The following is a 24,200-nucleotide window of genomic DNA, read 5'->3' as shown; positions in this document are numbered from 1 at the left end:
TCTGCGAATAGATCGCTAGTGATAGAAAAAAGAGAGCCCATCTTTAATAGATGGGCTCTTCTTCTATTGAGTGAGAGAGTCTTTAAGTAGCAACGCTCTTAGATTCATCTCTCATTGAATTCTCATTAAGCACTTATCAAGCTCTAACCTTTATAACGGCTCAATACGAGTGAGGAGTTTGTTCCTCCAAAGCCGAAACCATTATTGAGGATATGATCAATTTTCGCATCATCAATACGCTTACGAACAATCGGGAAGTCCACTAGTGCAGGATCAACTTCATCGATATGTGCGCTCTCTGTGATGAAGTTATTTTGCATCATTAAGAGACAGTAGATCGTCTCATTAACGCCGGCTGCACCGAGTGCGTGACCTGTTAACGATTTTGTAGAGCTGATAGGGGGAATTTTATCGCCAAAGACATTTGCAATCGCTTTCATTTCAGGAATATCGCCTGCGGGTGTAGAGGTGCCGTGTGTATTGATGTAATCAATTTCACCATCGACCGTTTCTAGCGCCATACGCATACAACGTTCAGCACCTTCACCACTTGGAGCAACCATGTCGTAACCATCAGAAGTTGCACCATAGCCTGTAATTTCAGCATAGATCTTAGCGCCACGCTTAAGCGCATGTTCTAACTCTTCAACAACAACGATACCGCCACCGCCAGAGATCACAAAGCCATCACGATCTTTATCATAAGCGCGGGATGCCACAGAAGGGCGATCATTATATTTTGAAGAGAGAGCGCCCATTGCATCAAACATTGCGCTCATGTAAGGATGGAGTTCTTCACCGCCTCCAGCAAAAACAACATCCTGTTTCCCCATCTGAATCTGCTCATAAGCATTACCAATACAGTGGATGGAAGTTGCACATGCTGAGCTGATGGAGTAGTTCAAACCTTTGATCTTAAATGGTGTCGCTAAACAAGCAGAAACGGTTGATCCCATGGTTCTTGTTACCATATAGGGGCCGATACGCTTTGTAGCGCCATTTTTGCGTAAAATATCGATACTATCGATCTGGTTCTTAGTTGATGCTCCGCCAGAGCCAACAATCAAACCTGTACGCGGATTTGAGACCTCTTCCTCAGTTAAGCCTGAGTCTTCGATCGCCTCTTTCATTGCAATATAAGCATAAGCCGCTGCATCTGCCATAAAGCGGAAGTGACGACGATCGATCTGAGATGCTAAATCAATATTGATCGCTCCATGAACATGCGAGCGAAAACCAAGTTCAGCCATCTCTTCTGAGAACTTGATTCCAGATTGTGTATTGAGGAGCGATTGTAAGACCTCATCTTTATTGTTGCCGATGCTCGACACAATACCAAGGCCTGTTATAACAACACGTTTCATGAATAAGATTCCTCCAAAAAATTAAAAGTTGTCTGTCTGCGTGAAAAGGCCAACTTTTAGATCTTCTCCTACGTAGATTTCTTTGCCGTCAACTTCCATCGTTGCATCAGCAATACCCATGGTTAAAGATCTTAAAATAACACGCTTCATATGGATGTTGTAAGTGATTTTCTTCGCAGATGGAAGAACTTGTCCTGTGAATTTTACATTGCCGGCGCCAAGTGCGCGTCCACGACCTTTTCCGCCCATCCAGCCAAGATAAAATCCAACAAGTTGCCACATTGCATCTAATCCTAAGCAACCCGGCATAACGCTATCACCAATAAAATGACAAGGGAAGAACCAGAGGTCAGGACTAAGGTCAAGTTCAGCAGTGATGGAGCCTTTACCATATTTACCACCATCTTCAGTGATGGAGACAATGCGACTGATCATCAGCATCGGTGGCATCGGAAGTTGTGCATTTCCTTCTCCAAAAAGGTTGCCTTTTGCGCATTCGATAAGCTCATCATAAGTGAAGCTTGATTGTGTTGTAATTCTTGTCACGTCTAATTAAATCCTATGAAATTGTACAGAGTTAGAGTTATCGCCCAACATGGGAGTTTCTATTTTGAAGTCCCATTTAGCGATCGTGCTGCAATCGCAAATAGCGTTGAGCTAAAATAATTTCTAAGTTGCGATTATACCTAAAAAAAGGATGAAGAGTTAGCCTGATTCCATATCAGGGATACTTTATCCTCTATTTTTAATAATATTCTTACGACATTTTTGCGATATTTTGCGATATTCCTACGATCCTTTCATGATCTTTTCACAATATTCCCACGATACTACAGTGATATGGGGATGAGATATTGACCTATCACAGGTTCTACTAATATCGATCTTATCGGCTGATTTCAGAGCGCTCTTTTCTGAAGGTCAATTGCTGAAGGTCAATTGGGTTGTTCTTATCTCTATATCTCTACTCTAGAGCGCTTCAATAGATCTTATTCTCTAGAGATCTTTTCTCTAGAGATCTTTATAGAGATCAGGCTCCCCTTTAGGGCGAGTCTTAAAACGGCGATGAGCCCAGAGATATTGTTCCGGCGCTTCTAAAATCCAAGATTCAAACATCTGATTGATTCGAAGCGTATCTGCTTTAAGATCTTTGGTCGGAAAGTTCTCAAGCATGGGTAAAATTTTGATGTGGTATCGATTACCTTTACGGATCACATAGTAAGGAAGGGCCACTGCTTTTCCTAAACGGCAGAGGGTTGAAGTTGCGGTAATAGTGAGCGCTTTAACGCCAAAGAAGGGGATAAAGACATGATCGGTACTACCATAATTTTGATCAGGAGCGTACCAGATCAGATCGCCACTTCGAAGGAGTTTAATCATTCTACGGGTCTCATCTCGGGTGATCGGCTCTAAACCAGATTGATCAAAACGTCCCTTATATTGTACATACTCATAATACTCATTTTCATGCGGACGATACATGCCACGAACTTTTGTTTTAAAGGAGATCGCTCGACCGCCTAGCTCTAAAGGTGTCATATGAAGCGTCAGGAGAAGCGCACCCTTGCCACTCTTTTCAAAAGCTTCTAAATTCTCTAATCCTTCATAAACTAGATGTTTTTCAAGCTGTTTTTTGGGCATATACCACGCAATAATCACCTCAAAAATCGCCATTCCCATAGAGAGAAAGTTCTCTTTGACTAACTTTTTTTGTGCAGCATGATCGAGCTCAGGAAAGCAGAGTTCAACATTTCGTTGAATGATTTTACGTCGACTTTTAGCAATATAGTAGGAGCATCTGCCGGCTATTCTTCCTAGAAAGAGGAGAAAAGGGAGGGGGAGATGCGCAATCATTTTTGCAAGAAAGATACCTGTTGCTAATAACTTGTGGTCAGAAGCTTTCGGTATGGTGTGTTTATCCATAGTTCTAATAATAGCCTATATGAAAGAGGGTAGATTATAACAGTTTTGTCAAAGGCTGTTATAGGAACGACTTAAGAATTGGCTAAATTTATTGAGAGAGATCTCCTACTCGATCCGCTATAATACGCAGAACTTCCTTTTTAAAAAGAGGGGGAGATCACCACTTTTTGAGGAGATGATTGTGTCGTTGATGGAGTCTCACTTTTATCTCACTCAATGTCGTGGTAAAGATGAGTAAAAATTGAGCGGTAAAAAACAGGTAAACTTTGATTTTAATCAAGTTGTTTTATACCCTATAGCAGGTAACGGATAATGAGATCAGAGATAGGTAGAAGAGCCCTTCTAATATTGGGGTTTATGATGGTATTAGCAGGATGTGGTTTCCATTTGCGAGGAAATGTCTCATTTCCAGAAGCGTATCGGACTGCATTTGTAGAGAATAATGGTCCTGCATACTCTCGGGATAGTGTGGAGTTTTATCTTAAGCGACAACTCGGTTCTGAGTTACGATTTGTGAATAATCGGGAAGATGCCGATCTCATTATCGATATTGATGAGGGATATGATACACGGGTAACAGCAAGTAGCTTAAATGGTGCGCGACGAAGTTATACAACCGATATCTTCGCACGGATTAAGGTGACAGATTCTCAAGGAGGCATCATTCTTCCCGCGAGTCGATTCACCCGTTCACGAGACTTCTCGATCGATGAGAAGGAGCCACTTGCAAAGACAACAGCAGAGGCCGCGATTAGACGCGATCTTGCAGATGACTTAAGTCGAGTATTTATTAGAAGATTAATTGCAGTGATGAAAGCTAAGCAATAGGGAGATTTTGTGACAAACGGAGATGTAACTGCTATTAAAGATGTGCAGGCCTATGGAGATGAGCGCAATGTAGAGATTTCACAAGTGGGAATCAGTGGCTTGCGCCTTCCCATTGAGTTTAGTAATGGGGGGCAATCTCAACATAGTGTAATGGAAGCGGCCTTTACAGTAACATTGCAAAAAGAGCGAAAAGGGACCCATATGTCTCGCTTTATTGAGGTGTGGGATCGTTTAGAGAAGCCTTTTTCACTTGAACGTGTAACGACCTTATTAAATTCTTTAGAAGAGAAATTAGATGCAGAGAAAGCGCAGATAGAGTTGAAATTTCCGCTCTTCTTTACTCGAACTGCACCCGTTTCTCAGGCAAAGAGCCTAATGGATTTCAATTGTGAAATTGTAGCTGAATCGAACCATTCAGATCCCGGAAAATCGCACTATGAATTACGTCTTATGGCGCCGGTAACTAGTCTTTGCCCCTGTTCTAAAGAGATCTCTGAGTTTAGTGCACACTCACAGCGCTCCCATTTAACGATCGCGTTACAATTTCGTGACCGAGCAGGTTTTGAATCGATCGATATCGATCAATTATTGATGGAGATGGAGTCAGTTGGCTCATCGAGACTCTACCCACTATTGAAGCGTCCTGATGAGAAGTATGTGACAGAGATGGCTTATAAGACGCCTCGATTTGTAGAAGATCTGGTGCGTGATCTTGTTGTACTCCTAAGAGGGCGTCAGGATCTAATAGCATTTTCTGTACAATCAGAGAACTTTGAATCGATCCATAATCATCAAGCTTACGCAAAGGTGAATTATACCTTTTAGCATTTGTAACTTCCGGTGAGAGATGCTCGAGTGCCGGCTGAGTGATTATCGGGTAATTATTAAAAGAGATGAGATGTGTGAATATGGTAACGCACTCATCTCTTTTTTATTACCTCTTCAGATGCGCCTTTTTGTTAGAATAGGCGCTTAGTGGAGCATTCTATCTCTTTCGACATGAAGAGCTCAATAGAGTCGAAGAGAGAGTCGAGTAGATGCATAAATAGATATGATGATCGTAGAGAAAGAGGTATAGATGTTAGAGTCAGATCGGTTAATAGTGAGTGATCAACCCTTAGCGGAAGAGAAGGTGATAGATCGTGCGATTCGTCCTAAAAAATTGGCAGACTATACCGGACAAGCACCGATTCGCAAGCAGTTGAGTATCTTTATTCAGGCAGCAGTTAAGCGTGAAGAGGCGCTCGATCACGTCTTGCTTTTTGGTCCTCCAGGTTTAGGAAAGACAACGCTCGCCCATATTATTGCTCATGAGATGGGCGTTGGTTTAAAGCAGACCTCAGGTCCTATTTTAGAAAAAGCGGGTGATCTTGCCGCAATTTTAACGAGTTTAGAGGATAACGATATTCTCTTTATCGATGAGATCCATCGCCTCAATCCTGCGGTAGAAGAGGTGCTCTATCCGGCAATGGAGGATTATCAGCTCGATATCATGATTGGTGAGGGACCGGCGGCGCGTTCGGTTAAGATCGATCTTCCCGCATTTACACTTATTGGTGCTACAACGCGAGCAGGACTTCTCTCCTCACCACTGCGTGATCGCTTTGGGATTGTATCTCGCTTAATGTTCTATACCCATCAAGAGTTAACAGAGATTGTAAAACGATCAGCGCGTTTATTGGGGGCGTCCATTACTGAGGAGGGCGCCTATGAGATTGGACGTCGCTCTCGTGGAACACCGAGAATTGCTAATCGCCTCTTACGTCGCGTGCGCGATGTGGCAGAGGTTGAAGCAGATGGCGATATTACCATTGAGATCGCCCGATCAGCATTAGCAATGCTCGATATCGATAATGCCGGGTTAGATGAGCATGACCGTAATTTTCTTCGCCTGATTGTGGAAAAATTTGATGGTGGGCCTGTAGGTATCGATACTTTAGCGGCGGCCTTAGGTGAAGAGAAGGGAACATTAGAAGATATGATTGAACCTTTCTTGATTCAGGAAGGGTTTATTATGCGTACGCCTCGAGGGCGTGTTGCCACACAGCTCTGTCATCAATATTTTGGTCTTGCGGTGGATCTGCCGGAAGAGGATATTGGCGATATCTCATAAGGGATAGGATTGGCATTATGGAAGATTAGATGCGGATATGGAGAAGGTCTCTAGAGAGCATCTAGAAATTATTTGCAATATAGGAATATAGGAATATAGCTATGCTAGTCATGAAGCAATGTAGTCATGAAGCAATATTGTGAGTTAGCAGGATAAGCGAGTTAAGTGAGCGATGGTAAAGAGAGATTTTTATGCGGTTGTAGAGGATGCGCTCTATACAACAGATGCTGAAGAAAAGTGTGAAAAGGTTGATCAGCTCTATGATCAGTTATTAAGTGGGGAGATAGAGCCTTATCCCGATCAAGATGTCCTGGGAGTGATTCCTGCAGGACGACCTGAACTTCCTCGTTTAGTTTCGCCTCAAGAGGTGCCACGCCGGCGCTTAGGTTCTAAAGCAGGTGTTTTAGCGCTCGTTCATGCTATCTGTCATATCGAGTTTAATGCGATTAATCTTGGGCTTGATGCCGCTTACCGTTTTCGGCAGATGCCGGCGCAGTTTTATCATGATTGGTTGTTGGTCGCGAAAGATGAAGTGCGCCATTTTCGGATGTTAGCGCAATATTTAGAGTCAGAAGGTTCTTTTTATGGTGCTTATGAGGCACATAATGGACTCTGGGATTCTGCAGAAAGAACGGCGCATGATCCCCTTATTCGGATGGCATTAGTGCCGCGAGTTTTAGAGGCGAGAGGATTAGATGTTACGCCGGGAATTATTGAGCGCCTTACACTCAATGGTCAAGATGAGGTTGTTGCTCTGCTAAAAATTATCCTTCAAGAGGAGGAGTCCCATGTCTTGGTGGGAAATCACTGGTATCGTTATCTCTGTAAAGATCGAGATTTACCGCCCAAAGAGACCTTTTTCTCCTTGATTGAAGAGTATGGACAGACTTTAAAGCCTCCCTTTAATATTGAAGCACGTCTCCGTTCAGGATTTACACAAGAGGAGATCGATTATCTTGTAGAATCGATCGAACTTTAGATTTCGGCGAGTGCAGGCAGGGTTGTGATTAGACGAGATATCAAAAAAACTTGAAAAAGGGTGGGAGAGAAGATGAAAGAAGAGAGTGTGAAAAAGAGCATGAGAAAGGAGAAGACGGTAGCAGATAGAGAGGATCCGGCGTTGAAAGGAGAGATTGTCTCTTCGATAAGATCAAGGCTGTTAGCATTAAAAAAGAGACTCTTTATCGGACTCTCAGGTCTTAAATTGACAACAGAGGAGAGGAGATGGCTAGCGCATAAAGATGTTGCCGGCGTAATACTCTTTAGCCGTAATTATCAAGATAAGCCGCAACTGACAGCATTAACAGCTGAGATACGGGGGATTAATCCTGAGCTGTTGATCTCTGTTGATCATGAGGGAGGACGTGTCCAACGTTTTCGTGACGGCTTTACTCAACTGCCCCCTATGCGCGAGTTAGGGAGGCTTTATGATCAATCAAGAGAAGCCGCACTTTCTGAAGCTTATCAACTGGGATCGATCATGGCATCAGAGCTTATCGCGGTAGGTGTTGACTTTAGTTATGCCCCTGTTTGTGATATCGATTATGGCGTTAATCCTGCCATTGGTGATCGTGCTTTTCATGATGATCCTTCCGTTGTGACTGAGCTTGTTCTCGCTTTTTATCGAGGAGTGAGGGCGGCAGGATCGGTTGGTGTTGCCAAACACTTTCCAGGGCATGGTTTTGTCAATATCGATACCCATGTTGCTATTGCGCAAGATGATCGGCCTTTAACGCTCTTAGAAGAGCGAGATCTTAAACCTTTTCGGGCGTTGATTGATGCTGGCATAGAGGCATTGATGCCGGCACATATTATCTTTACGGCACTCGATGCTGATAATAGTGTTATCTCTTCAGAGAAGTGGCTCCGATATCTTCGTGAGGAGCTCGCTTTTCAGGGCGCCATTATTAGTGATGATCTCGATATGGGAGGAGCGAGCCATTTGGGCTCTGTAAAAGAGAAGGTTGATCGTTGTTTTTCTGCCGGTATCGATATTGTTCTTCTTTGTAATGATTTTCAAGCGATTCGGGAGCTATTAACCGTTGATTGAGCAGAGCGGTTCTCTATCTAATAGAGCGGAAAAGAGAGGTGAAGAGCCATAAAAGGCTAAAAGAGTTAAAAAGAGGGGTAACAAAACCCTTTTTGGATAAGTTGTGGGGATATGCACATTTTCTGTGGATAACTATTAGGACAACTTGATCATAGCTGTGGGATAAAGTCGATAACTCTCAAAAGCCTTGGAAATAGAGGGTTTTCAACCTGTGATTAATCCGTCCTTATTTGCTTAAAAAATAAGCAAAATCTATTTTGGTTTTTTCTGATCTCAACTTTAAACTTTTAAAATGTGAATCTCTTGTTAAGATGAGTTATCCCTTTTTTTGGGGAGATATGCACATTTTCTGTGGATAACTATTAGGACAACTTGATCATAGTTGTGGGATAAAGGGGATAGAAAATCTATTTTAATGTAACTTGTTGAATTGAAATGGAATTTTTAGCAGACGTTATCCCTATTAATAAATAAAAAAACCGATCAATGAATGAGCGGTTTTAATTTGCTTTCTGATCTCTTTTTTGATTTTTCAAAGTTGAAATATGATCATTAGAGATCAGCTTTTAATGAGAGCCGGTTATCTTTTATATCGCTTTTTTAGCCCTCTTCTAGCCTTTTTCTAGATATCCTTTAGATATCTTTTGTTGCGCGTTGATGCTTACGGCGATCCGCTTCTGTAAGGTAGCGCTTGCGGATACGGATCGATTTTGGCGTTACTTCTACTAACTCATCATCATCGATAAATTCAATAGCGCGCTCTAAGGTTAATTTTACCGGTGTTGTTAATGTTAATGCTTCATCGGTTCCGGCAGCACGAATATTGGTTAGTTGCTTTGCTCTTAACGCATTGACGACGAGGTCGTTATCACGGCTATGAATACCGATCACTTGACCTTCATAGATCTCATCTCCATGACTTGCAAAGAGGCGTCCGCGCTCTTGTAGGTTGAAGAGGGCATAAGCAAGCGCTTTACCTTGCCCATTAGAGATTAAGACACCATTTTTTCTCTGACCGACAGATCCTTTTTTAAGTGGACCGTAATGATCGAAGTTATGGAACATCAGTCCTGTACCGCTTGTTAAGGTCATAAACTCTGTTTGGAAACCGATCAATCCGCGTGAAGGAATCATATATTCGAGACGAATACGTCCTTTACCGTCCGGCACCATATTTTGCAATTCAGCAAAACGGTTCCCCATCTGCTCCATAATGTCACCTTGATGTTGCTCTTCAATATCAAACATCAATGTTTCATAGGGTTCCATCTTAACGCCATCTTCTTCACGAATAATGACTTGTGGACGACCGACAGCCATCTCATAACCTTCACGACGCATATTTTCAATAAGAACAGAGAGGTGAAGTTCTCCACGACCCGATACTTTAAAGACATCGGCATTATCTGTTGCTTCAACACGAAGAGCAACGTTATGGATGAGTTCCTCTTCAAGACGCTCTTTAATTTGGCGTGAGGTGACAAACTTACCTTCTTTACCCGCAAAAGGTGAAGTGTTGACCTGAATCATCATCGAAACGGTTGGCTCGTCGACGGCTAAAGGTGGTAACGCTTCGACATGTTGTGGATCACAGATTGTATCTGAGATAAAGAGGGGGTCGAGCCCGGTAAAGCTGATGATGTCACCTGCTTGTGCTGATTCAAACTCAATTTTATTAAGGCCGTGGAAACCTAAGATCTGTTGAATTTTACCATTACGTTTTTTGCCTTCACGATCGATAACAGTCACGTTCATATTTTTATGAACTTTACCACGTTTAATACGACCAACACCGATTACTCCGACATAAGAGTTATAATCGAGTGATGAAACCTGTAATTGAAAAGGTGCATCAACCTCAACATCAGGTGCAGGTACATGATCAATAATTGCTTGGAAAAGAGGCTCAAAGTCACCACTACGAACATCATCAGTCAGTCCGGCATAGCCATTAATTCCTGATGCATAGACAACCGGGAAGTCGAGTTGCTCATCTGTAGCACCAAGATTATCGAAGAGTTCAAATGTTTGATCTAATACCCAATCAGGACGTGCGCCAGGTCGGTCAATTTTATTGATGACAACGATCGGTTTAAAACCCATCGCAAACGCTTTTTGTGTTACAAAGCGGGTTTGAGGCATGGGGCCCTCTACTGAGTCAACGAGGAGTAATACCGAGTCAACCATCGAGAGAACACGCTCAACTTCGCCACCAAAATCCGCATGTCCTGGAGTATCTACGATATTGATACGGTACCCATTCCAGTTGATAGCGGTATTTTTAGAGAGGATCGTAATTCCTCGCTCTTTTTCGATTTGGTTCGAATCCATGACGCGATCCGCAACCTCTTCACGCTCACCAAAAGTTCCTGAACTTCTGAGGAGTTGGTCAACCAGGGTTGTTTTACCATGGTCAACGTGGGCGATGATGGCTATGTTTCTTAATTTATCTATCATTTTCACTTTCTTTTATCATTGATGCCCAGCGAAGCCTCAAATATGATCTTGAGGGTAGGGCGATTCTATTGAGATTATCTACTTTCGAGGGCTGTATTATAACGCACTTTTTGATTATTTTTTGAGTTAATTTATTTTATGAAGTAGGAGATTTGATTCTTTTGGCAAACGAGGAATATCGTTAAAAATCAATTTTTTTCTATTTTGGGAAGTCGTTTTTGGGAAAGAATTGAGTGGGAATTTATTTACAAAATAAATTGTCTTTATCAGATGATTGACAACTTCGATAATCACTAGTAATTTGCGATAGAGGCACTCCCATTTAGAGTCCCTCTTTTTAATGTTCGATAATAATAAAGCGTTCAACAGAAACTTTTCAAGATTTGAGTGAGCCTTAGCCTTATATAAGGTTTACTGATATGTACCTTAGATAAGACTGATATAAGGCTGATATGAGATTTAATGAGGCTCTCAATAAATGTTGAGAGATCATTTCATTTAAATTCAATGCATTAATGCTGTGTCGATATCGACTCTGTCAATATCGATGTCAGTCTCTGAGCTCGAGTCTATTGATCACTGCTGTCGAACCTATCATTTTTATAACACTAATTGTAGACCACCCAATTTATACACCATTTTATTATTCTGTTTTATTGATGAGGAATATCATGTCAAAGCAACCTTCTACTGAGTTCAAGCGTCTTGAACTACTCCCTCCTTATGTCTTTAGTGTGATTGATGAGCTAAAGGCAGAAGCTGCGGCAGCAGGAAAAGATGTTATTGATTTTGGGATGGGAAATCCCGATCAGCCAACCCCTGCGCATATTGTTGATGCATTAACAGCAGCGGCAAAAGAAGGTGCCAATCATCGATATTCAGCCTCAAAAGGAATTGCTCCCGTTAGAGGAGCGATTTGTGATTGGTATCAGCGTAAGTATCAAGTCACTTTAGATCCTAATCGTGAAGCGATCTATACTATCGGTTCTAAAGAGGGGCTCGCGGATCTGACCTTAGCAGTATTAGATAAAGGGGACGTTGTTTTAGTACCTGATCCTGCCTATCCTATCCATCCCTATGGTCCGATTATTGCCGGCGCTACTGTGATTCATGTTCCTGCGGGTCCTGAAGATGATTTTGAAGCTAATCTTCGAGCTGCAATTGAGAATAGTCCGGTTAAGCCGAAGATGCTCTTTCTCAACTACCCTTCAAATCCAACATCTGAGTGTGTCGATCTAGCCTTTTTTGAGCGGATGGTCGCTTTAGCAAAAGAGCATGGTATCTGGATTGTGCATGATTTAGCGTACGCTGATCTCTCTTTTGATGATTATCAAGCCCCCTCCATCTTACAGGTAGAAGGTGCTATCGATATTGCTGTTGAATCTTATACGCTCTCTAAAAGTTACAATATGGCAGGTTGGCGTGTCGGATTTATGGTGGGTAATCCAACCTTGATTGGTGCTTTGACAAAGATTAAATCATATCTCGATTATGGCTCTTTTGCACCGATTCAACATGCTGCTGTTGCAGCGCTCACCGGTCCGCAAGAGTGTGTTGAAGAGGTTCGTCTACGCTATCAGGCACGACGTGACCTATTGTGTGATGGACTCTCATCGATCGGCTGGGATGTTAAAAAGCCTAAAGCATCGATGTTTCTTTGGGCTAAGATTCCTGATGCTTATCGTGAAATGGGATCGATGAAGTTTGCAGAGAAGTTGATTAAAGAGGCATCTGTTGCGGTAGCGCCCGGCATCGGTTTTGGTAAGGGAGGCGAAGGATATGTTCGCTTTGGTCTCATTGTCGATGATGAGAGAACAGCGCAGGCGATAGAGAATCTACGGCAGATGTTTATTAAAGATGGCTTGGTAGTGGCACCGTAGTTTAATGCGCAAAAGTAGTTAGATGATCCCTTCTATCGAAGTGATAAAAGTAAGGTAGATGCGGGATAAAAGCGAGATAAAATGAAGATGAGCTGTAGCGTTATAGCAATTTTCTACAGCTCATTTTTTTTATCTATCGATTCAGCACTGATCGATATTCGGTATCGATTTTGAGTCCGACTTTAATGCTTGCTTTCGGCAGGAGATTGAGTGTAGATTCAAGATCTATTTTGAGATCTGTTTTCTGAACTCTTTTGGAAAATAGAGGATTCTCTTTAGGGAAAATTAAGCATTAGGATAGGTAGATTTAGAAGCTTAGACGGGGTAGAATAAGGCTGTTTTTAAACTATTTGTAGGAGAATTGTAGTATGGCTAAAGTCCTTGATGTGGTGAAACCAGGCGTACTCTTTGGTGATGATGTCCGAAAGGTATTTGCAATTGCTAAAGAGAATAATTTCGCATTGCCGGCGATTAATGTTGTCAATACAGAATCAATTAATGGGGTTTTAGAGGCGGCGGCTAAAGCTAACTCTCCTGTGATTATCCAGTTCTCCAATGGTGGAGCACAATTTTATGCCGGTCGTGGATTGAAGCTTTCAGGATATGGTGGTCATGAGGCCGCTGTTTTAGGGGCTGTATCAGGCGCGAAACATGTTCACACAATGGCAGAAGCTTATGGTGTACCGGTCATTCTTCATACCGACCACGCGGCAAGAAAATTGCTCCCATGGATTGATGGTCTTCTTGAAGCAGGTGAAAAATTCTTTGAAGAGACAGGTAAGCCACTCTTCTCCTCACATATGATTGATTTATCAGAAGAGTCATTAGAAGATAATATTGCAACTTGTGTGGAGTATCTTAAGCGTCTCGATAAATTAGGAATGACCCTTGAGATCGAGTTAGGTATTACCGGTGGTGAAGAGGATGGCGTTGATAACACTTCAGTGGATAATGCGCTGCTCTATACTCAACCAGAACATGTTGCTTATGCTTATGAAGAGTTGAGCAAAGTGAGTCCACACTTCACAATTGCGGCATCATTCGGTAACGTTCATGGTGTTTATAAGCCAGGAAATGTTGAGTTAAAACCAGAAATCTTAGATAACTCACAAAAATATGTCTCTGAGAAGTTCAATCTTCCGGCAAAACATCTCGATTTTGTCTTCCACGGTGGATCAGGTTCAAGTTTAGAAGATATTCGTGAAGCGATTAGCTATGGTGTCATTAAGATGAATATTGATACTGATACTCAATGGGCAACGTGGGAAGGCGTTCTTGACTACTATAAAGCGAATGAAGGCTATCTCCAAAGTCAGTTAGGAAACCCTGAAGATCCATTTGGTCCTAACAAATCTTACTATGATCCACGTGCTTGGTTACGTAAAGGTCAAGAGAGTCTCGTGAAGCGTGTTTTAGTTGCTTATGAAGATCTTAACGCAATGAATCGTAACTAATCTGTATTTAACTTCTATTTAATCATGGTTTAATCTTAATTTATTAAGAGTGAAATAGAAGGAATCAGTTACAGATTCAGTCATAGATCATTCAGCATGATCAGAAAGATTGTAATCAAAATGATAAAAGAGCGATATGTCTTTGGATATATCGCTTTTTTGATAGTGTGATATTCAGCAGTAAAAGAATAAAGTTCAACAGCTTCTGTTTCTTTATTTGTTATTTGATTCTATAAGAGAGTTTTTGGAGGGGCGGGAGCCCACCATCTTGTTCTTTTCATCTGTGCATGCCCGCAGTTTGGCATTTTCAATGCCGAGAAAATAATTAAACATGATTTAAATAACTTTTAAATAGTTATTAAATAGCCGTTAAACAATAGGTGCCGGCGATAGAAGATCGCCAACTGCCGGCACGTGATTTTTGGAATTTCGCGATAGTGAAATCCGGCAGCGTTCAGCCTTTGCTATTTTGATGAATCATTCTTAAGAGGGGTATTGGAGGGGCGGGAGCCCACCATCTTGTTCTTTTCACCGGTGCATGCCCGCGGTTTGGCATTTTTAATGCCGAGAAAATAATTAAACATGATTTAAATAACTTTTAAATAGTTATTAAATAGCCGTTAAACAATAGGTGCCGGCGATAGAAAATCGCCAACTGCCGGCGCGTGATTCTTGGAGCTGCGCGATAGTGAGATCCGGCAGCGTTCAGCATTTGCTATTTTGATGAATCATTCTTAAGAGGGGTATTGGAGGGGCGGGAGCCCACCATCTTGTTCTTTTCACTGGTGCATGCCCGCAGTTTGGCATTTTTAATGCCGAGAAAATAATTAAACATGATTTAAACAACTTTTAAATAGTGATTAAATAGCCGTTAAACAATAGGTGCCGGCGATAGAAGATCACCAACTGCCGGTGCGTGATTTTTGGAATTTTGCGATAGTGAAATCCGGCAGCGTTCAGCCTTTGCTATTTTGACAGATCTTTTAAGAAAATAAGTGGTATTGCATTGTGTGAGGAGAATTTATTTTTCGATAAAAAAGAGGAGATCATTTTATCTCCTCTTCTGTAGATATATCAATATCTATTTTCGCTAATTAGTAGCCAGTCTGCTCATCGTGAAGGATTTTCCCACCGAAGATCTTATGCACATAGAATGTGTAGAGAAGAATCAGTGGTAAAACAATCGCAACTCCCCAGAGGGTGAATTCTAATGATTTAGGTGCAGCACTTGCTTCCCAGATATTGAGTTTTCCAATAATAATATCGGGGAAGATACTGTAGCCAAAACCGATAAAGGTACACAATACAATCAATACTGCAAGAAAGTAGGGGACCCAATCACGTTTGTAGGTTGTATCTTGCTCAATAAATTTAAGACTTCTAAAGATAATGAAGGCAAAAATGACGCAGAGCAGTGGGATTGGCGCTAAATAGTAGAGGTTTGGAATAGTAAACCACTTCTTAAAGATCGCATCGCTAGTATATGGCATCGCTAATGAGACTAAAACGATCGCTAAGAAAGCCAACACGATGGAGCGACGAATCGCTTTTGCGGCAAAGAGGCGAACGTGACCATCAGATTTAAAGATCAGCCATGCAGAGCCTAAAAGCGCATAGCCAAAGCAGAGTGCGATACCGACACAGACCGCAAAGATCCAGTTAACCATGGTATGCTCAAGCCCTGTTGCATAGAGGCCGATCATAATACCTTGCGACATGGTTGCAAGATAGGCGCCAAAACAGAAGAGTGCATCCCACATCGGTTGACGATGTTTAGGTGCCGTATTTCTAAAGTCAAAGGCAGCACCACGGAGGATTAACCCACCTAACATCAAGACGGTAGGGATGTAGAGCGATACTAAAATATCACCATACGCTTTCGGGAAGGCGATAAAGATCACCCCAATTCCAAGAACGATCCAGGTCTCATTAGCATCCCAGAAAGGGTCTACCGTTGCCACCATCTTATCGCGATCACTACGCTCTTTCATAAAAGGGAAGAGCAGACCAACGCCGAGATCATAACCATCGAAGATGATATAGAAGAAGACCGCGGCAGCCATTAGGCCCGCAAAGATAACGGGAAGTATTGTTGCAGCATCCATAACCATAATTATGCTCCTTGTGTTTCTGCAGCGATATTGTTTTTAACAGTCTTGTTTGTGAGATAGAAGAGCACTGCAAGATAGCTCACAAGAACGAAGATGTAGATTAAACAATAGATGAGTAAGGATGAGATCATCACAGTAGGACCATGTGGCGCTGCGGCATCTGCTGTCTTAATCAGGTTGTAAACAATCCAAGGCTGACGACCAATCTCGGTAGTATACCAACCAAAGAGAACCGCAACCCAACCGGAGAAGGTCATACCGATAAAGACTTTGAGCATCTTAGGTCCAATTTTTTTGCGACGCATCAACTGGACCGCACCAATCCATGATGTGAGTAACATTAAGAGACCAACGCCGACCATGATTCTAAAGCTCCAGAATACAATCGCAACGGGTGGATGCTCTTTAAACTCATTAAGTCCTAAAACTTTACCATCAAGAGAGTGGGTAAGAATAATACTACCTAAATGGGGGATCTGAAGTGCAAAATCGTTACTACGGGTCTCCTCATTAGGGAAGGCAATAACGTTGAATGCCATCGGAGATTCAGTCTCCCAAACAGCTTCGATCGCTGCAAGTTTGTCAGGTTGATGTTTTAAGACTAAAAGTCCTGATTGGTCACCGACAAAGATCTGAATCGGGATTAAGATCGCCGCAATAATGACACCTGCATTGAGTGAGCGACGGCTCGACTTAGAAGGATCTCCCTTAACAATCTTATAAGCTGAGATTCCCGCAATTAAGAAAGCTGCTGTTAAGCCTGAAGCAAGTAACATATGAGCTAAACGCGTCAGGAATGAGGGGTTAAAGATTGCATCCCACCAGCTTGTCACATGCGCAACACCATCGATCATCTCATAGCCGGCAGGGGTCTGCATCCATGAGTTAAGAGCGATAATCCAGAAGGCGGAGAAGGTCGTTCCCACCGCAACTAAGAAGGTTGCTAAGTTGTGAATAAAGGGAGAGACTCTTTTTTGGCCAAAAAGCATGACACCTAAGAAGGTGGCTTCTAAGAAGAATGCTGTTAATACCTCATAACCTAAGAGTGGACCTGCGATATTCCCGACATGCTCCATAAATCCTGGCCAGTTGGTACCAAATTGGAAACTCATTGTTACACCGGTAACAACGCCAATGGCAAAACTTAATGCAAATATCTTCACCCAGAAATTATATGCATCTAACCAAGATTGATCATTGGTCTTTTCAAATCGCAGTTTAAAGAAGAGGAGTATCCAAGCAAGTGCAATATTGATACTTGGAAAGATAATATGAAAGGAGATATTGATTGCGAACTGTATTCGCGCTAACACTATCGGATCTAGTTCCATAGGGGGCCCTTTTTGTTAGTGAGTGTAGTTATGATGAGATTAACACTTAACGGTTAATATCACGACCTATAGGTAATATTTATTCCTGCGTTAACAACTAATCTCATTTCATAATCTCTTTTAATCATTTTAATAAGATCTTATAGTGGTAATTTTCCAATAGTGATTTTTAAAAGATTCCCCTAGTGCTTCTTAACTATTCAGGTATTTGATCAGTTAAGTTTTAAAAATCAATGGGGTGCCGGGAGAAGATTCGTGGAGGCTTTTGAACTAATGCCTCTTTCTCTCTCTGCTAAAAAAGCGGGCGACCGATAAAATTGCTCCTAATAAGGTTAATTAAAATGGTTAATGTCGATTACGGTTGAAATAAGATCTGCTGTTAGCGAGTTGTATCATAAGATCTCTGCATTGTAGCGCTTTCTCTTTAGATACTTTAATAATCTATTGCCCGTAAGGTTTTTAAATGTGTAAAAAACAGAAATAGAATTATCAATGAGCCGGCAATCAAACCTTCCTCCGTAGAGAGGAAACAGTGATGCCCTCTACATTTACTCATCATTTTACAATAATTGATACTTATTATGAAGTGTTGAAGAACTCTTTTCTTAAAGTAAATAGACGATAGAGGAGTGATAGAGAGTAGAGGCCTCGGGGCGAATCTTCTCAGGAGGTTTTTTATTTGCCTCAATCAATCATTAAAGAGCAATGCAGTGGGATAGAAAACATGCGATAATTGGGAACTATTTTATTCAAACAGGATAAGTGTAAAGAAATGGCTGAAGAGTGGATTTATGGCTTTCATGCAGTGGAAGCCGCAATCAGAGAAGATCGAGTAATTAAGGTGGCGATCGATCCATCGCGTAAAGATAAGAGAATGCAAGGAATGATCGCATTATTGGAGGGGCTTAAAATTAGGCCTGAGCATCTAACATCTATTCAGTTAGAGGAGTTAGTGCGTGAGAGCCGTCATCAAGGCGTGATTGCTAAGATCGCTGTGCGTCCTCCTGAGAGTGAAAACTTCCTCTATCAGCTTCTAGATCAGCTCGATCATCCTCCATTTCTCTTGATTCTGGATGAGGTTCAAGATCCGCATAATGTGGGGGCTTGTCTACGTAGTGCAGAAGCCTTTGGCGTTGATGCATTGATTGTTCCTAAAGATAATGCATGCTCATTAACGCCGGTGGTGCGTAAGGTTTCAAGTGGTAGCTCAGAGCGAGTCCCTTTTATTGAGGTGACCAATCTTGCGCGTGTTTTAGAGAAATTAAAAGCGAGAGGAATCTGGATATCAGGATTAGCCGGTGGTGGTGAAAGTACTATTTTTTCGGCTGATTTTAGAGGACCACATGCTATTGTAATGGGTTCAGAAGGTTCCGGTATGCGCCGTTTAACCGAGAAGAGTTGTGATTTTATTGTCAAAATTCCGATGGAAGGGGAGATCGAGAGTCTCAATGTCTCTGTTGCCGCCGGAGTGACCTTAGCAGAAGCATATCGTCAGCGGCATCAGTTATAAAAAAAACGCTGTACTTGGCGTTTTTATTTTTAGTTTGAACATTGATAAATAATTGAGAGCGATGATTGAGAGCGAGATAGGTTTATCTCGCTCTTTCTATTTCTAATATCTATAGATCTAGTCGGGTACTTGGCGTTGATAGCGTTGAGCCGCATCATGCGCACGATCATCTTTCTCTCTAAGGGAATTTGGGCGTAAAAATGTATAAGCCACAAAGCCTGAAAACCACATTAAAAATCCGACAGGAACAAAGATGGTAACAAGGTAGATACCAATTGTTTTCTGTCCAAGAATTAGCATGGGTAAGCCGACAACAGTACCGATAATACTAATAATCATTCCGGCATAAAACATAAATTTGTTGAGTGCAAGCATTGTTAGATAACCTCAATGGACGATACGAAGATAAAATAGGGTGATCCATAATAAGAGATCGATCGCTGATGATCAATGTTTGGTAAGCAATAATTGGCCTTAATCGGCCTTGATCATTAGTAAGTTCGGTCGAGATCGATCAAGTTGAGGGCTATTTTGCCAGCTTCTATCCGACGAATATTCTCCACAACTTGCGCCGCTGCTGTTCGAGGATTGGTCGATGCCGCAACATGGGGCGTAATCTCGATTTCGGGAATTGTCCAGAGGGGATCTGTTTTCGGGAGCGGTTCTTTTGCAAAGACATCAAGCAATGCTCCGGCGATCTGTTTTGATTCAATTGCCTCGATCAGATCTGTGCTATTAAGATGTTCTCCTCGTGCGGCATTAATTAGATAAGCACCAGGATTGAGTTGATCGAAGAGGGTGCGATTGAGGATTGATTCTGTTTCTGATGTGAGCGGCAATAGACAGATGAGAAGATCTAGATTTTTCGCAAAATCGAGAAGCTCTTCAGTGCCGGCATAACTCTTTAATGAAGGAATCTCTTTGGGCGTGCGAGACCAGATACGAATATTCGGAAAGCCATTCTGTTGTAGTCGTGCGGCCGTTGTTTTACCAAGTTCACCATAGCCTAAGATGCCAATTGTGAATTCATCGTGAAAATTTCGAGGTTCGGGATTCCATTCGCGAATAGTTTTGGAGGCTCGATAGCGATGAAAGTTACGAAAAGCGGTTAATGCTCCATAGAGAGAGTATTCACTCATCTGATTGGCCATATCGGGATCGATAATACGGGCGATCGGCATCTGTGTCGGGCGATCTGCTGTTTTAAAGAGGTGGTCAACCCCCATGCCGAGCGACTGAATTAACTTTAATTGTGTTAGTGTTGGAAAGATGCCAGCAGGCGGTTTCCACGCTAGTACAACTTCGATCGATTCTGGATCATAATGATCATTTAAGCTATGAATTGTAATATTGGGATCGATTTTAGCGATCTCCGTGCGCCAGCGTTCTAGGCCTCGATCATTTTCTGTTAGATAGAGTAGATGTGTCATGATTGCCCCCCTTGCTATTATTTTTATCAGTTATCAGTTATCAGTCATTAATTAATAGAGATAACATATCAAGAGTGAGATCAAAAGAGGGAGAGAAAAAGAGAGGGATAAAAAGAGAGGAATAAAAAAAGAGAGTAGAAGGATGATTTCTACTCTCTATCGTCTACTCACAATCATCTACTCACAATCGTCTACTCTCTATAGGCTAACGACTATTTTAGTTATGCAGTGATGCATTTTTGCTGAAAAGGGCAAAATTGATCGACAACTTAAGCCTTTTTCTGACCTTCTTTAAGAAGATCACGAATCTCAGCAAGGAGAATCTCCTCTTGCGTTGGTTTTGGATCTTCTATAGCTTCTTCTACTGCTTCGGCTACAGCTTCATCCTGTTTTGCACGTAATTTGTTCATAACGCGAATCGCTAAGAAGATTGAGAAGGCGACGATAATAAAGTCGAAGATATTTTGGATAAACATACCATAATTAAGAATTACAGCCGGCTCATCGCCTACCGCATCTTTGAGTGTTAAGGCGAAGTCTTTAAAGTCGATTCCACCAAGAAGAAGTCCTAAAGGGGGCATAATAATATCGGAAACAAGGGAGGAGACGATCTTATTAAATGCTGCACCAATGATCACCCCAACGGCAAGATCGATCACATTTCCGCGCATTGCGAATTCTTTAAACTCTTGAAGAAACTTAATTTTCATATTTTAGCTCTGTTTTTTTAACTCTATTTAGTTTTATTTAGTTTTGCTTATTGTAATGCCTATTGCCTTATTTATGGCTATTCATTTGCTGCTATTTTTAATTATTAATTGAGTCTAATTAAGTCTAATTGAGTTGTTAATTAAATAGGGCTTAACTTATGTTGATTTTTAATGATTTTTAGTGATTTTTTTATTGGCCACAATTTAGCAATTATAATCATTTAAATAATCATACTAATTAATATTTTTATCCTATTAATATCCCCATTTGAGAGGCGCACTATTTTAGATCATTTTACAGTTGTAGGCTATCTAATATTTAAATTGGCGTTCAAGAGGCAATAGGATAAATTAGTAGGGTTATTAATAAGGAGGTTTTGATGAAAATTGTAGTAGCTTTAGGGGGCAATGCGCTTGGTAATAGTGTCAGTGAGCAAGAGAGAATCTTAAAATCGACCGTGGTGCCGATTGTGGATCTTATTGCCGAAGGACATGATGTTGTGTTAGCGCATGGCAATGGACCACAGGTAGGGATGATTAAGCTCGCAATGGATGTTGCAGAGCAGAATCTTGGGAAAGAGGGGGTTCCTATTACAGAATGTGGCGCTATGAGTCAGGGCTATATCGGTTATCATCTTCAACGATTTTTGCGTGATGAGTTACAGCGTCGGCAGATCGAGAAAGAGGTTGTCACCATTGTGACAGAAGTATTAGTTGATAGTGATGATCCTGCTTTTGCTAATCCGCGGAAGCCTATCGGCTCCTTCTATAGCAAAGAGGAGGCAGATAAATTAGCAGCAGCGGGTTACCCTGTAATGGAAGATGCCGGAAGAGGTTATCGTATTGTGGTCGCTTCGCCACTGCCCCAAAAAATTGTGCAAATTAAAACTATTGAAAATCTTATCAATGCCGGGGAACTAGTTATTACGGTGGGCGGAGGCGGTATTCCTGTAGCGATTGAGGATGGGGTAACCGTTGGTAAATTAGCTGTGATTGATAAAGATTTTGCTTCTGCAAAGTTAGCAGATCAGATTAATGCTGATCTTTTAGTGATTTTAACGGCAGTTGAGAAGGTTGCAATTAATTTTGGTAAGGAGAATCAAGAAGAGATCTCAGAGATGAATTATGCTGAAGCTGCTGCTTATATAGAATCAGGGGAGTTTGCGCCAGGTTCCATGTTGCCTAAGATTCGTGCGGCGATGAGTTTTGTTGAGCAAAATAGAGATAAGCGTGCATTGATTACCTCCTTAGAGCGGGCAAAAGAGGGATTCAACGGGAAGACCGGGACCTGGATCCGTTATGAGTAATCTTTTTTAAGTTTCTTTCCGCTCTTTTGTGCTTGTTCAGGTATCATATAGAGAGTAGATAAGCGTTATGCAACGTGAGAGTTAACGTGAGAATTAACATTAATTAGCATTAATAATTAATGCTAAAGAGAATGTTAAAGTGAATGCTAAAGTTATAGGTGAGGGCAGAGTGATTCTGCCCCATTTTTATGATTGATGATTCGATCGATTAATCTCTATTCGCTCTTATCAATTCTACTTAATCTCTCCTATAGGGTTGGGGTAAGATTGGAATGGGGTGGAAATGAGATTGGAGTGGTATTGGAATCAGAGGTCAGATCAGAGCTGAGATCAGCGCATAGAGGGAGAGATTATGAATAACAGCAAACATCCTATCGATTATTACCATCAAAAATATGGCTTAACGTTACCCCATACGGATGTTGTGGCGTTGATCGAAGAGTATCAGTTATCGCCGGGTCGACTTCTCGACTTAGGGTGTGGGCAAGGTCGTAATTCTCTCTACTTAGCAGAAGCGGGATTTGATGTTACCGCTTACGATCTTAATCCTAGAATGTTACAGACGATTCGCGATATCATTGAGCAGGAAGGGATCAACAATATTCAGGTTGAGGCGCGAGATCTCAATACGGTTGAGATTGAAGGAGAGTATGACCTGATGATCTCGACAGTTGTGATGATGTTTTTACAAAAAGAGGCGATTCCGAATCTTATTGCACAGATGCAACAACATACCGCACCTGGCGGTTATAATTTAATTGTTTCAGCGATGTCGACGGAGGCTTATCCCTTTGATGGCTTTCCTTTTACCTTTAAAGAGGGAGAGCTTCGCAATTATTACAATGGTTGGGAGTTACTCCACTACAACGAAGAGGTTGGCGAGCTTCATCGTCGTGATGCTAATGGCAATCGTCTAAAATTACAGTTTGCAACGATGTTAGCAAGAAAACCTGCTTAATAATTTTGATAGATGATAGATTAAGAGGAAAAAAGATAGGGAAAGCGATGATGATCAGTGAGGAAGATAGAGCCCTTTTTCGTGGTAGCGTCGGTCATGTTGTCAAGATTAAAAATCAAGAGAATGTCTTGAAATTACCAAGACCACAATTGAAGGTGAAGATTCGTAAAGCATTGCGAGAAGATCCCGATAGAGTCGATCTGATGAGTGATGATCCCACTTGGATCGATAGTGATCCAACAGCGGAGATGCGATTTCGGCGTGATGGGGTTTCACCAAAGTTATTGCGACAACTGCTTCAGGGAAAAATTGGGCCTGATGCAGTGATCGATCTTCATGGTTTAACTGCTTCAGAGGCGCGTGATGAATTGCAATATTTTCTCTACGCTGCACTGAAGCAGAATCTCTTCTGTATCAAGATTATTCATGGTCAAGGCTATGGCTCAAAGGGGGATCCGATCATTCGAGGATTGATCGATCGTTGGCTACGATTACAGCTAGATATTCTCGCCTTTGCCAATCCACCACAAAGAATGGGAGGAAGGGGCGCAACGCTCTGTCTGCTTCGAAGTCAATATCCTTTTGATTAATATTCATCTCCTTCCCTAAGGTTGAAGCGCACTCAATTGAAATGCACTTAATTAAATCGGGCTCAATTGAATCGGACTCACTTGAATCGGATTCAATTCAAGTGAATCAACTCATTTCGATCTGGGGCGAGATATTAACTTCATGATACTATGGAGAGAATGGGTAATCGCCCTCTTTATAGAG

Annotated in this window: 20 protein-coding genes; 11 read left to right on the top strand and 9 right to left on the bottom strand. The window is 41.7% G+C overall.

The features are described 5' to 3' along the window. Positions 1–143: 143 nt before the first annotated feature. From fabB to lpxL, 3 genes are all read right to left on the bottom strand, one after another. Positions 144–1,364, bottom strand: a complete 1,221-nt coding sequence (fabB, locus tag AC0SAP_RS03445) for a beta-ketoacyl-ACP synthase I (protein ID WP_109235870.1) — start codon at positions 1,362–1,364, stop codon at positions 144–146. Positions 1,365–1,385: 21 nt separating this feature from the next. Then, a complete protein-coding gene (gene fabA, locus AC0SAP_RS03440) occupies positions 1,386–1,901 on the bottom strand; it encodes a 3-hydroxyacyl-[acyl-carrier-protein] dehydratase FabA (protein ID WP_094567352.1) in 516 nt (171 codons plus the stop codon). Positions 1,902–2,375: 474 nt separating this feature from the next. Continuing rightward, positions 2,376–3,287 (bottom strand): LpxL/LpxP family Kdo(2)-lipid IV(A) lauroyl/palmitoleoyl acyltransferase, encoded by a 912-nt coding sequence (lpxL, locus tag AC0SAP_RS03435; protein ID WP_286480834.1) that lies wholly within the window; start codon positions 3,285–3,287, stop codon positions 2,376–2,378. 312 nt (positions 3,288–3,599) lie between these two features. On the opposite strand from lpxL, the gene AC0SAP_RS03430 reads away from it, so the two are divergent. The 5 genes from AC0SAP_RS03430 to nagZ all read left to right on the top strand — a co-directional run bounded on the left by AC0SAP_RS03430 (position 3,600) and on the right by nagZ (position 8,278). Then, positions 3,600–4,115: an LPS-assembly lipoprotein LptE gene (locus AC0SAP_RS03430; RefSeq protein ID WP_473382947.1), complete on the top strand. Its 516-nt coding sequence runs from the start codon at positions 3,600–3,602 to the stop codon at positions 4,113–4,115. A gap of 9 nt (positions 4,116–4,124) precedes the next feature. Then, complete coding sequence (gene folE2 / locus AC0SAP_RS03425) at positions 4,125–4,940, top strand: GTP cyclohydrolase FolE2 (protein WP_473382946.1); 816 nt, start codon at positions 4,125–4,127, stop codon at positions 4,938–4,940. A gap of 253 nt (positions 4,941–5,193) precedes the next feature. Beyond that, positions 5,194–6,228: a Holliday junction branch migration DNA helicase RuvB gene (gene ruvB / locus AC0SAP_RS03420; protein ID WP_473382945.1), complete on the top strand. Its 1,035-nt coding sequence runs from the start codon at positions 5,194–5,196 to the stop codon at positions 6,226–6,228. A 172-nt stretch (positions 6,229–6,400) separates the two neighbouring features. Continuing rightward, a complete protein-coding gene (locus AC0SAP_RS03415; RefSeq protein ID WP_473382943.1) occupies positions 6,401–7,207 on the top strand; it encodes a ferritin-like domain-containing protein in 807 nt (268 codons plus the stop codon). A 72-nt stretch (positions 7,208–7,279) separates the two neighbouring features. After that, the gene (nagZ, locus tag AC0SAP_RS03410; protein WP_473382942.1) at positions 7,280–8,278 is read left to right on the top strand and encodes a beta-N-acetylhexosaminidase; all 999 of its coding nucleotides are present in this window, start codon (positions 7,280–7,282) and stop codon (positions 8,276–8,278) included. A 633-nt stretch (positions 8,279–8,911) separates the two neighbouring features. Here the strand turns inward: nagZ and typA are convergent. After that, positions 8,912–10,735, bottom strand: a complete 1,824-nt coding sequence (typA, locus tag AC0SAP_RS03405; protein ID WP_109235863.1) for a translational GTPase TypA — start codon at positions 10,733–10,735, stop codon at positions 8,912–8,914. 671 nt (positions 10,736–11,406) lie between these two features. Between typA and AC0SAP_RS03400 the strand changes: the two genes are divergently transcribed. Further along, the gene (locus tag AC0SAP_RS03400) at positions 11,407–12,615 is read left to right on the top strand and encodes an aminotransferase class I/II-fold pyridoxal phosphate-dependent enzyme (RefSeq protein ID WP_473382940.1); all 1,209 of its coding nucleotides are present in this window, start codon (positions 11,407–11,409) and stop codon (positions 12,613–12,615) included. Positions 12,616–12,983: 368 nt separating this feature from the next. Then, a complete protein-coding gene (gene fbaA / locus AC0SAP_RS03395; RefSeq protein ID WP_286480779.1) occupies positions 12,984–14,069 on the top strand; it encodes a class II fructose-bisphosphate aldolase in 1,086 nt (361 codons plus the stop codon). Between the two features lie 1,094 nt (positions 14,070–15,163). Here fbaA and AC0SAP_RS03390 read toward each other — a convergent pair. Both AC0SAP_RS03390 and AC0SAP_RS03385 read right to left on the bottom strand, forming a co-directional pair. Further along, positions 15,164–16,180, bottom strand: coding sequence for a cytochrome d ubiquinol oxidase subunit II (locus AC0SAP_RS03390; RefSeq protein ID WP_473382938.1), 1,017 nt, complete (start codon positions 16,178–16,180; stop codon positions 15,164–15,166). Between the two features lie 2 nt (positions 16,181–16,182). Continuing rightward, the gene (locus AC0SAP_RS03385) at positions 16,183–17,511 is read right to left on the bottom strand and encodes a cytochrome ubiquinol oxidase subunit I (protein WP_473382937.1); all 1,329 of its coding nucleotides are present in this window, start codon (positions 17,509–17,511) and stop codon (positions 16,183–16,185) included. Positions 17,512–18,283: 772 nt separating this feature from the next. Between AC0SAP_RS03385 and rlmB the strand changes: the two genes are divergently transcribed. Then, positions 18,284–19,021 carry a 23S rRNA (guanosine(2251)-2'-O)-methyltransferase RlmB gene (rlmB, locus tag AC0SAP_RS03380; protein WP_473382936.1) on the top strand — a complete coding sequence of 246 codons (738 nt, stop codon included), beginning with the start codon at positions 18,284–18,286 and terminating at the stop codon, positions 19,019–19,021. A gap of 117 nt (positions 19,022–19,138) precedes the next feature. Here the strand turns inward: rlmB and AC0SAP_RS03375 are convergent, their stop codons facing one another. The 3 genes from AC0SAP_RS03375 to mscL all read right to left on the bottom strand — a co-directional run bounded on the left by AC0SAP_RS03375 (position 19,139) and on the right by mscL (position 21,155). Further along, entirely contained in the window at positions 19,139–19,396 is a 258-nt protein-coding gene (locus AC0SAP_RS03375) for a hypothetical protein (RefSeq protein ID WP_473382935.1), read from the bottom strand. A gap of 116 nt (positions 19,397–19,512) precedes the next feature. Next, the gene (locus tag AC0SAP_RS03370) at positions 19,513–20,451 is read right to left on the bottom strand and encodes a 2-hydroxyacid dehydrogenase (RefSeq protein WP_473382933.1); all 939 of its coding nucleotides are present in this window, start codon (positions 20,449–20,451) and stop codon (positions 19,513–19,515) included. 269 nt (positions 20,452–20,720) lie between these two features. Further along, positions 20,721–21,155: a large-conductance mechanosensitive channel protein MscL gene (gene mscL, locus AC0SAP_RS03365; RefSeq protein ID WP_094567354.1), complete on the bottom strand. Its 435-nt coding sequence runs from the start codon at positions 21,153–21,155 to the stop codon at positions 20,721–20,723. A 386-nt stretch (positions 21,156–21,541) separates the two neighbouring features. Between mscL and arcC the strand changes: the two genes are divergently transcribed. The 3 genes from arcC to AC0SAP_RS03350 all read left to right on the top strand — a co-directional run bounded on the left by arcC (position 21,542) and on the right by AC0SAP_RS03350 (position 24,016). Further along, the gene (gene arcC / locus AC0SAP_RS03360) at positions 21,542–22,468 is read left to right on the top strand and encodes a carbamate kinase (protein ID WP_094566940.1); all 927 of its coding nucleotides are present in this window, start codon (positions 21,542–21,544) and stop codon (positions 22,466–22,468) included. Between the two features lie 352 nt (positions 22,469–22,820). Beyond that, positions 22,821–23,426, top strand: a complete 606-nt coding sequence (gene tehB / locus AC0SAP_RS03355; RefSeq protein ID WP_473382932.1) for a tellurite resistance methyltransferase TehB — start codon at positions 22,821–22,823, stop codon at positions 23,424–23,426. 47 nt (positions 23,427–23,473) lie between these two features. Continuing rightward, on the top strand, positions 23,474–24,016 hold the full coding sequence (locus tag AC0SAP_RS03350; RefSeq protein ID WP_473382930.1) for a Smr/MutS family protein: 543 nt from the start codon (positions 23,474–23,476) through the stop codon (positions 24,014–24,016). Positions 24,017–24,200 lie beyond the last annotated feature (184 nt).

It is taken from the genome of Ignatzschineria sp. PL_is040, from assembly GCF_055813795.1.
This window is presented reverse-complemented; position numbering and strand designations above follow the sequence as displayed.

Bases quoted from the DNA above. Each gene is read 5' to 3' on its own strand.
- fabB (WP_109235870.1), bottom strand. From the start codon at position 1,364: ATGAAACGTGTTGTTATAACAGGCCTTGGTATTGTGTCGAGCATCGGC.
- lpxL (WP_286480834.1), bottom strand. From the start codon at position 3,287: ATGGATAAACACACCATACCGAAAGCTTCTGACCACAAGTTATTAGCA.
- AC0SAP_RS03430 (WP_473382947.1), top strand. From the start codon at position 3,600: ATGAGATCAGAGATAGGTAGAAGAGCCCTTCTAATATTGGGGTTTATG.
- ruvB (WP_473382945.1), top strand. From the start codon at position 5,194: ATGTTAGAGTCAGATCGGTTAATAGTGAGTGATCAACCCTTAGCGGAA.
- AC0SAP_RS03415 (WP_473382943.1), top strand. From the start codon at position 6,401: ATGGTAAAGAGAGATTTTTATGCGGTTGTAGAGGATGCGCTCTATACA.
- nagZ (WP_473382942.1), top strand. From the start codon at position 7,280: ATGAAAGAAGAGAGTGTGAAAAAGAGCATGAGAAAGGAGAAGACGGTA.
- typA (WP_109235863.1), bottom strand. From the start codon at position 10,735: ATGATAGATAAATTAAGAAACATAGCCATCATCGCCCACGTTGACCAT.
- AC0SAP_RS03400 (WP_473382940.1), top strand. From the start codon at position 11,407: ATGTCAAAGCAACCTTCTACTGAGTTCAAGCGTCTTGAACTACTCCCT.
- fbaA (WP_286480779.1), top strand. From the start codon at position 12,984: ATGGCTAAAGTCCTTGATGTGGTGAAACCAGGCGTACTCTTTGGTGAT.
- AC0SAP_RS03390 (WP_473382938.1), bottom strand. From the start codon at position 16,180: ATGGTTATGGATGCTGCAACAATACTTCCCGTTATCTTTGCGGGCCTA.
- AC0SAP_RS03385 (WP_473382937.1), bottom strand. From the start codon at position 17,511: ATGGAACTAGATCCGATAGTGTTAGCGCGAATACAGTTCGCAATCAAT.
- rlmB (WP_473382936.1), top strand. From the start codon at position 18,284: ATGGCTGAAGAGTGGATTTATGGCTTTCATGCAGTGGAAGCCGCAATC.
- AC0SAP_RS03375 (WP_473382935.1), bottom strand. From the start codon at position 19,396: ATGCTTGCACTCAACAAATTTATGTTTTATGCCGGAATGATTATTAGT.
- AC0SAP_RS03370 (WP_473382933.1), bottom strand. From the start codon at position 20,451: ATGACACATCTACTCTATCTAACAGAAAATGATCGAGGCCTAGAACGC.
- arcC (WP_094566940.1), top strand. From the start codon at position 21,542: ATGAAAATTGTAGTAGCTTTAGGGGGCAATGCGCTTGGTAATAGTGTC.
- tehB (WP_473382932.1), top strand. From the start codon at position 22,821: ATGAATAACAGCAAACATCCTATCGATTATTACCATCAAAAATATGGC.
- AC0SAP_RS03350 (WP_473382930.1), top strand. From the start codon at position 23,474: ATGATGATCAGTGAGGAAGATAGAGCCCTTTTTCGTGGTAGCGTCGGT.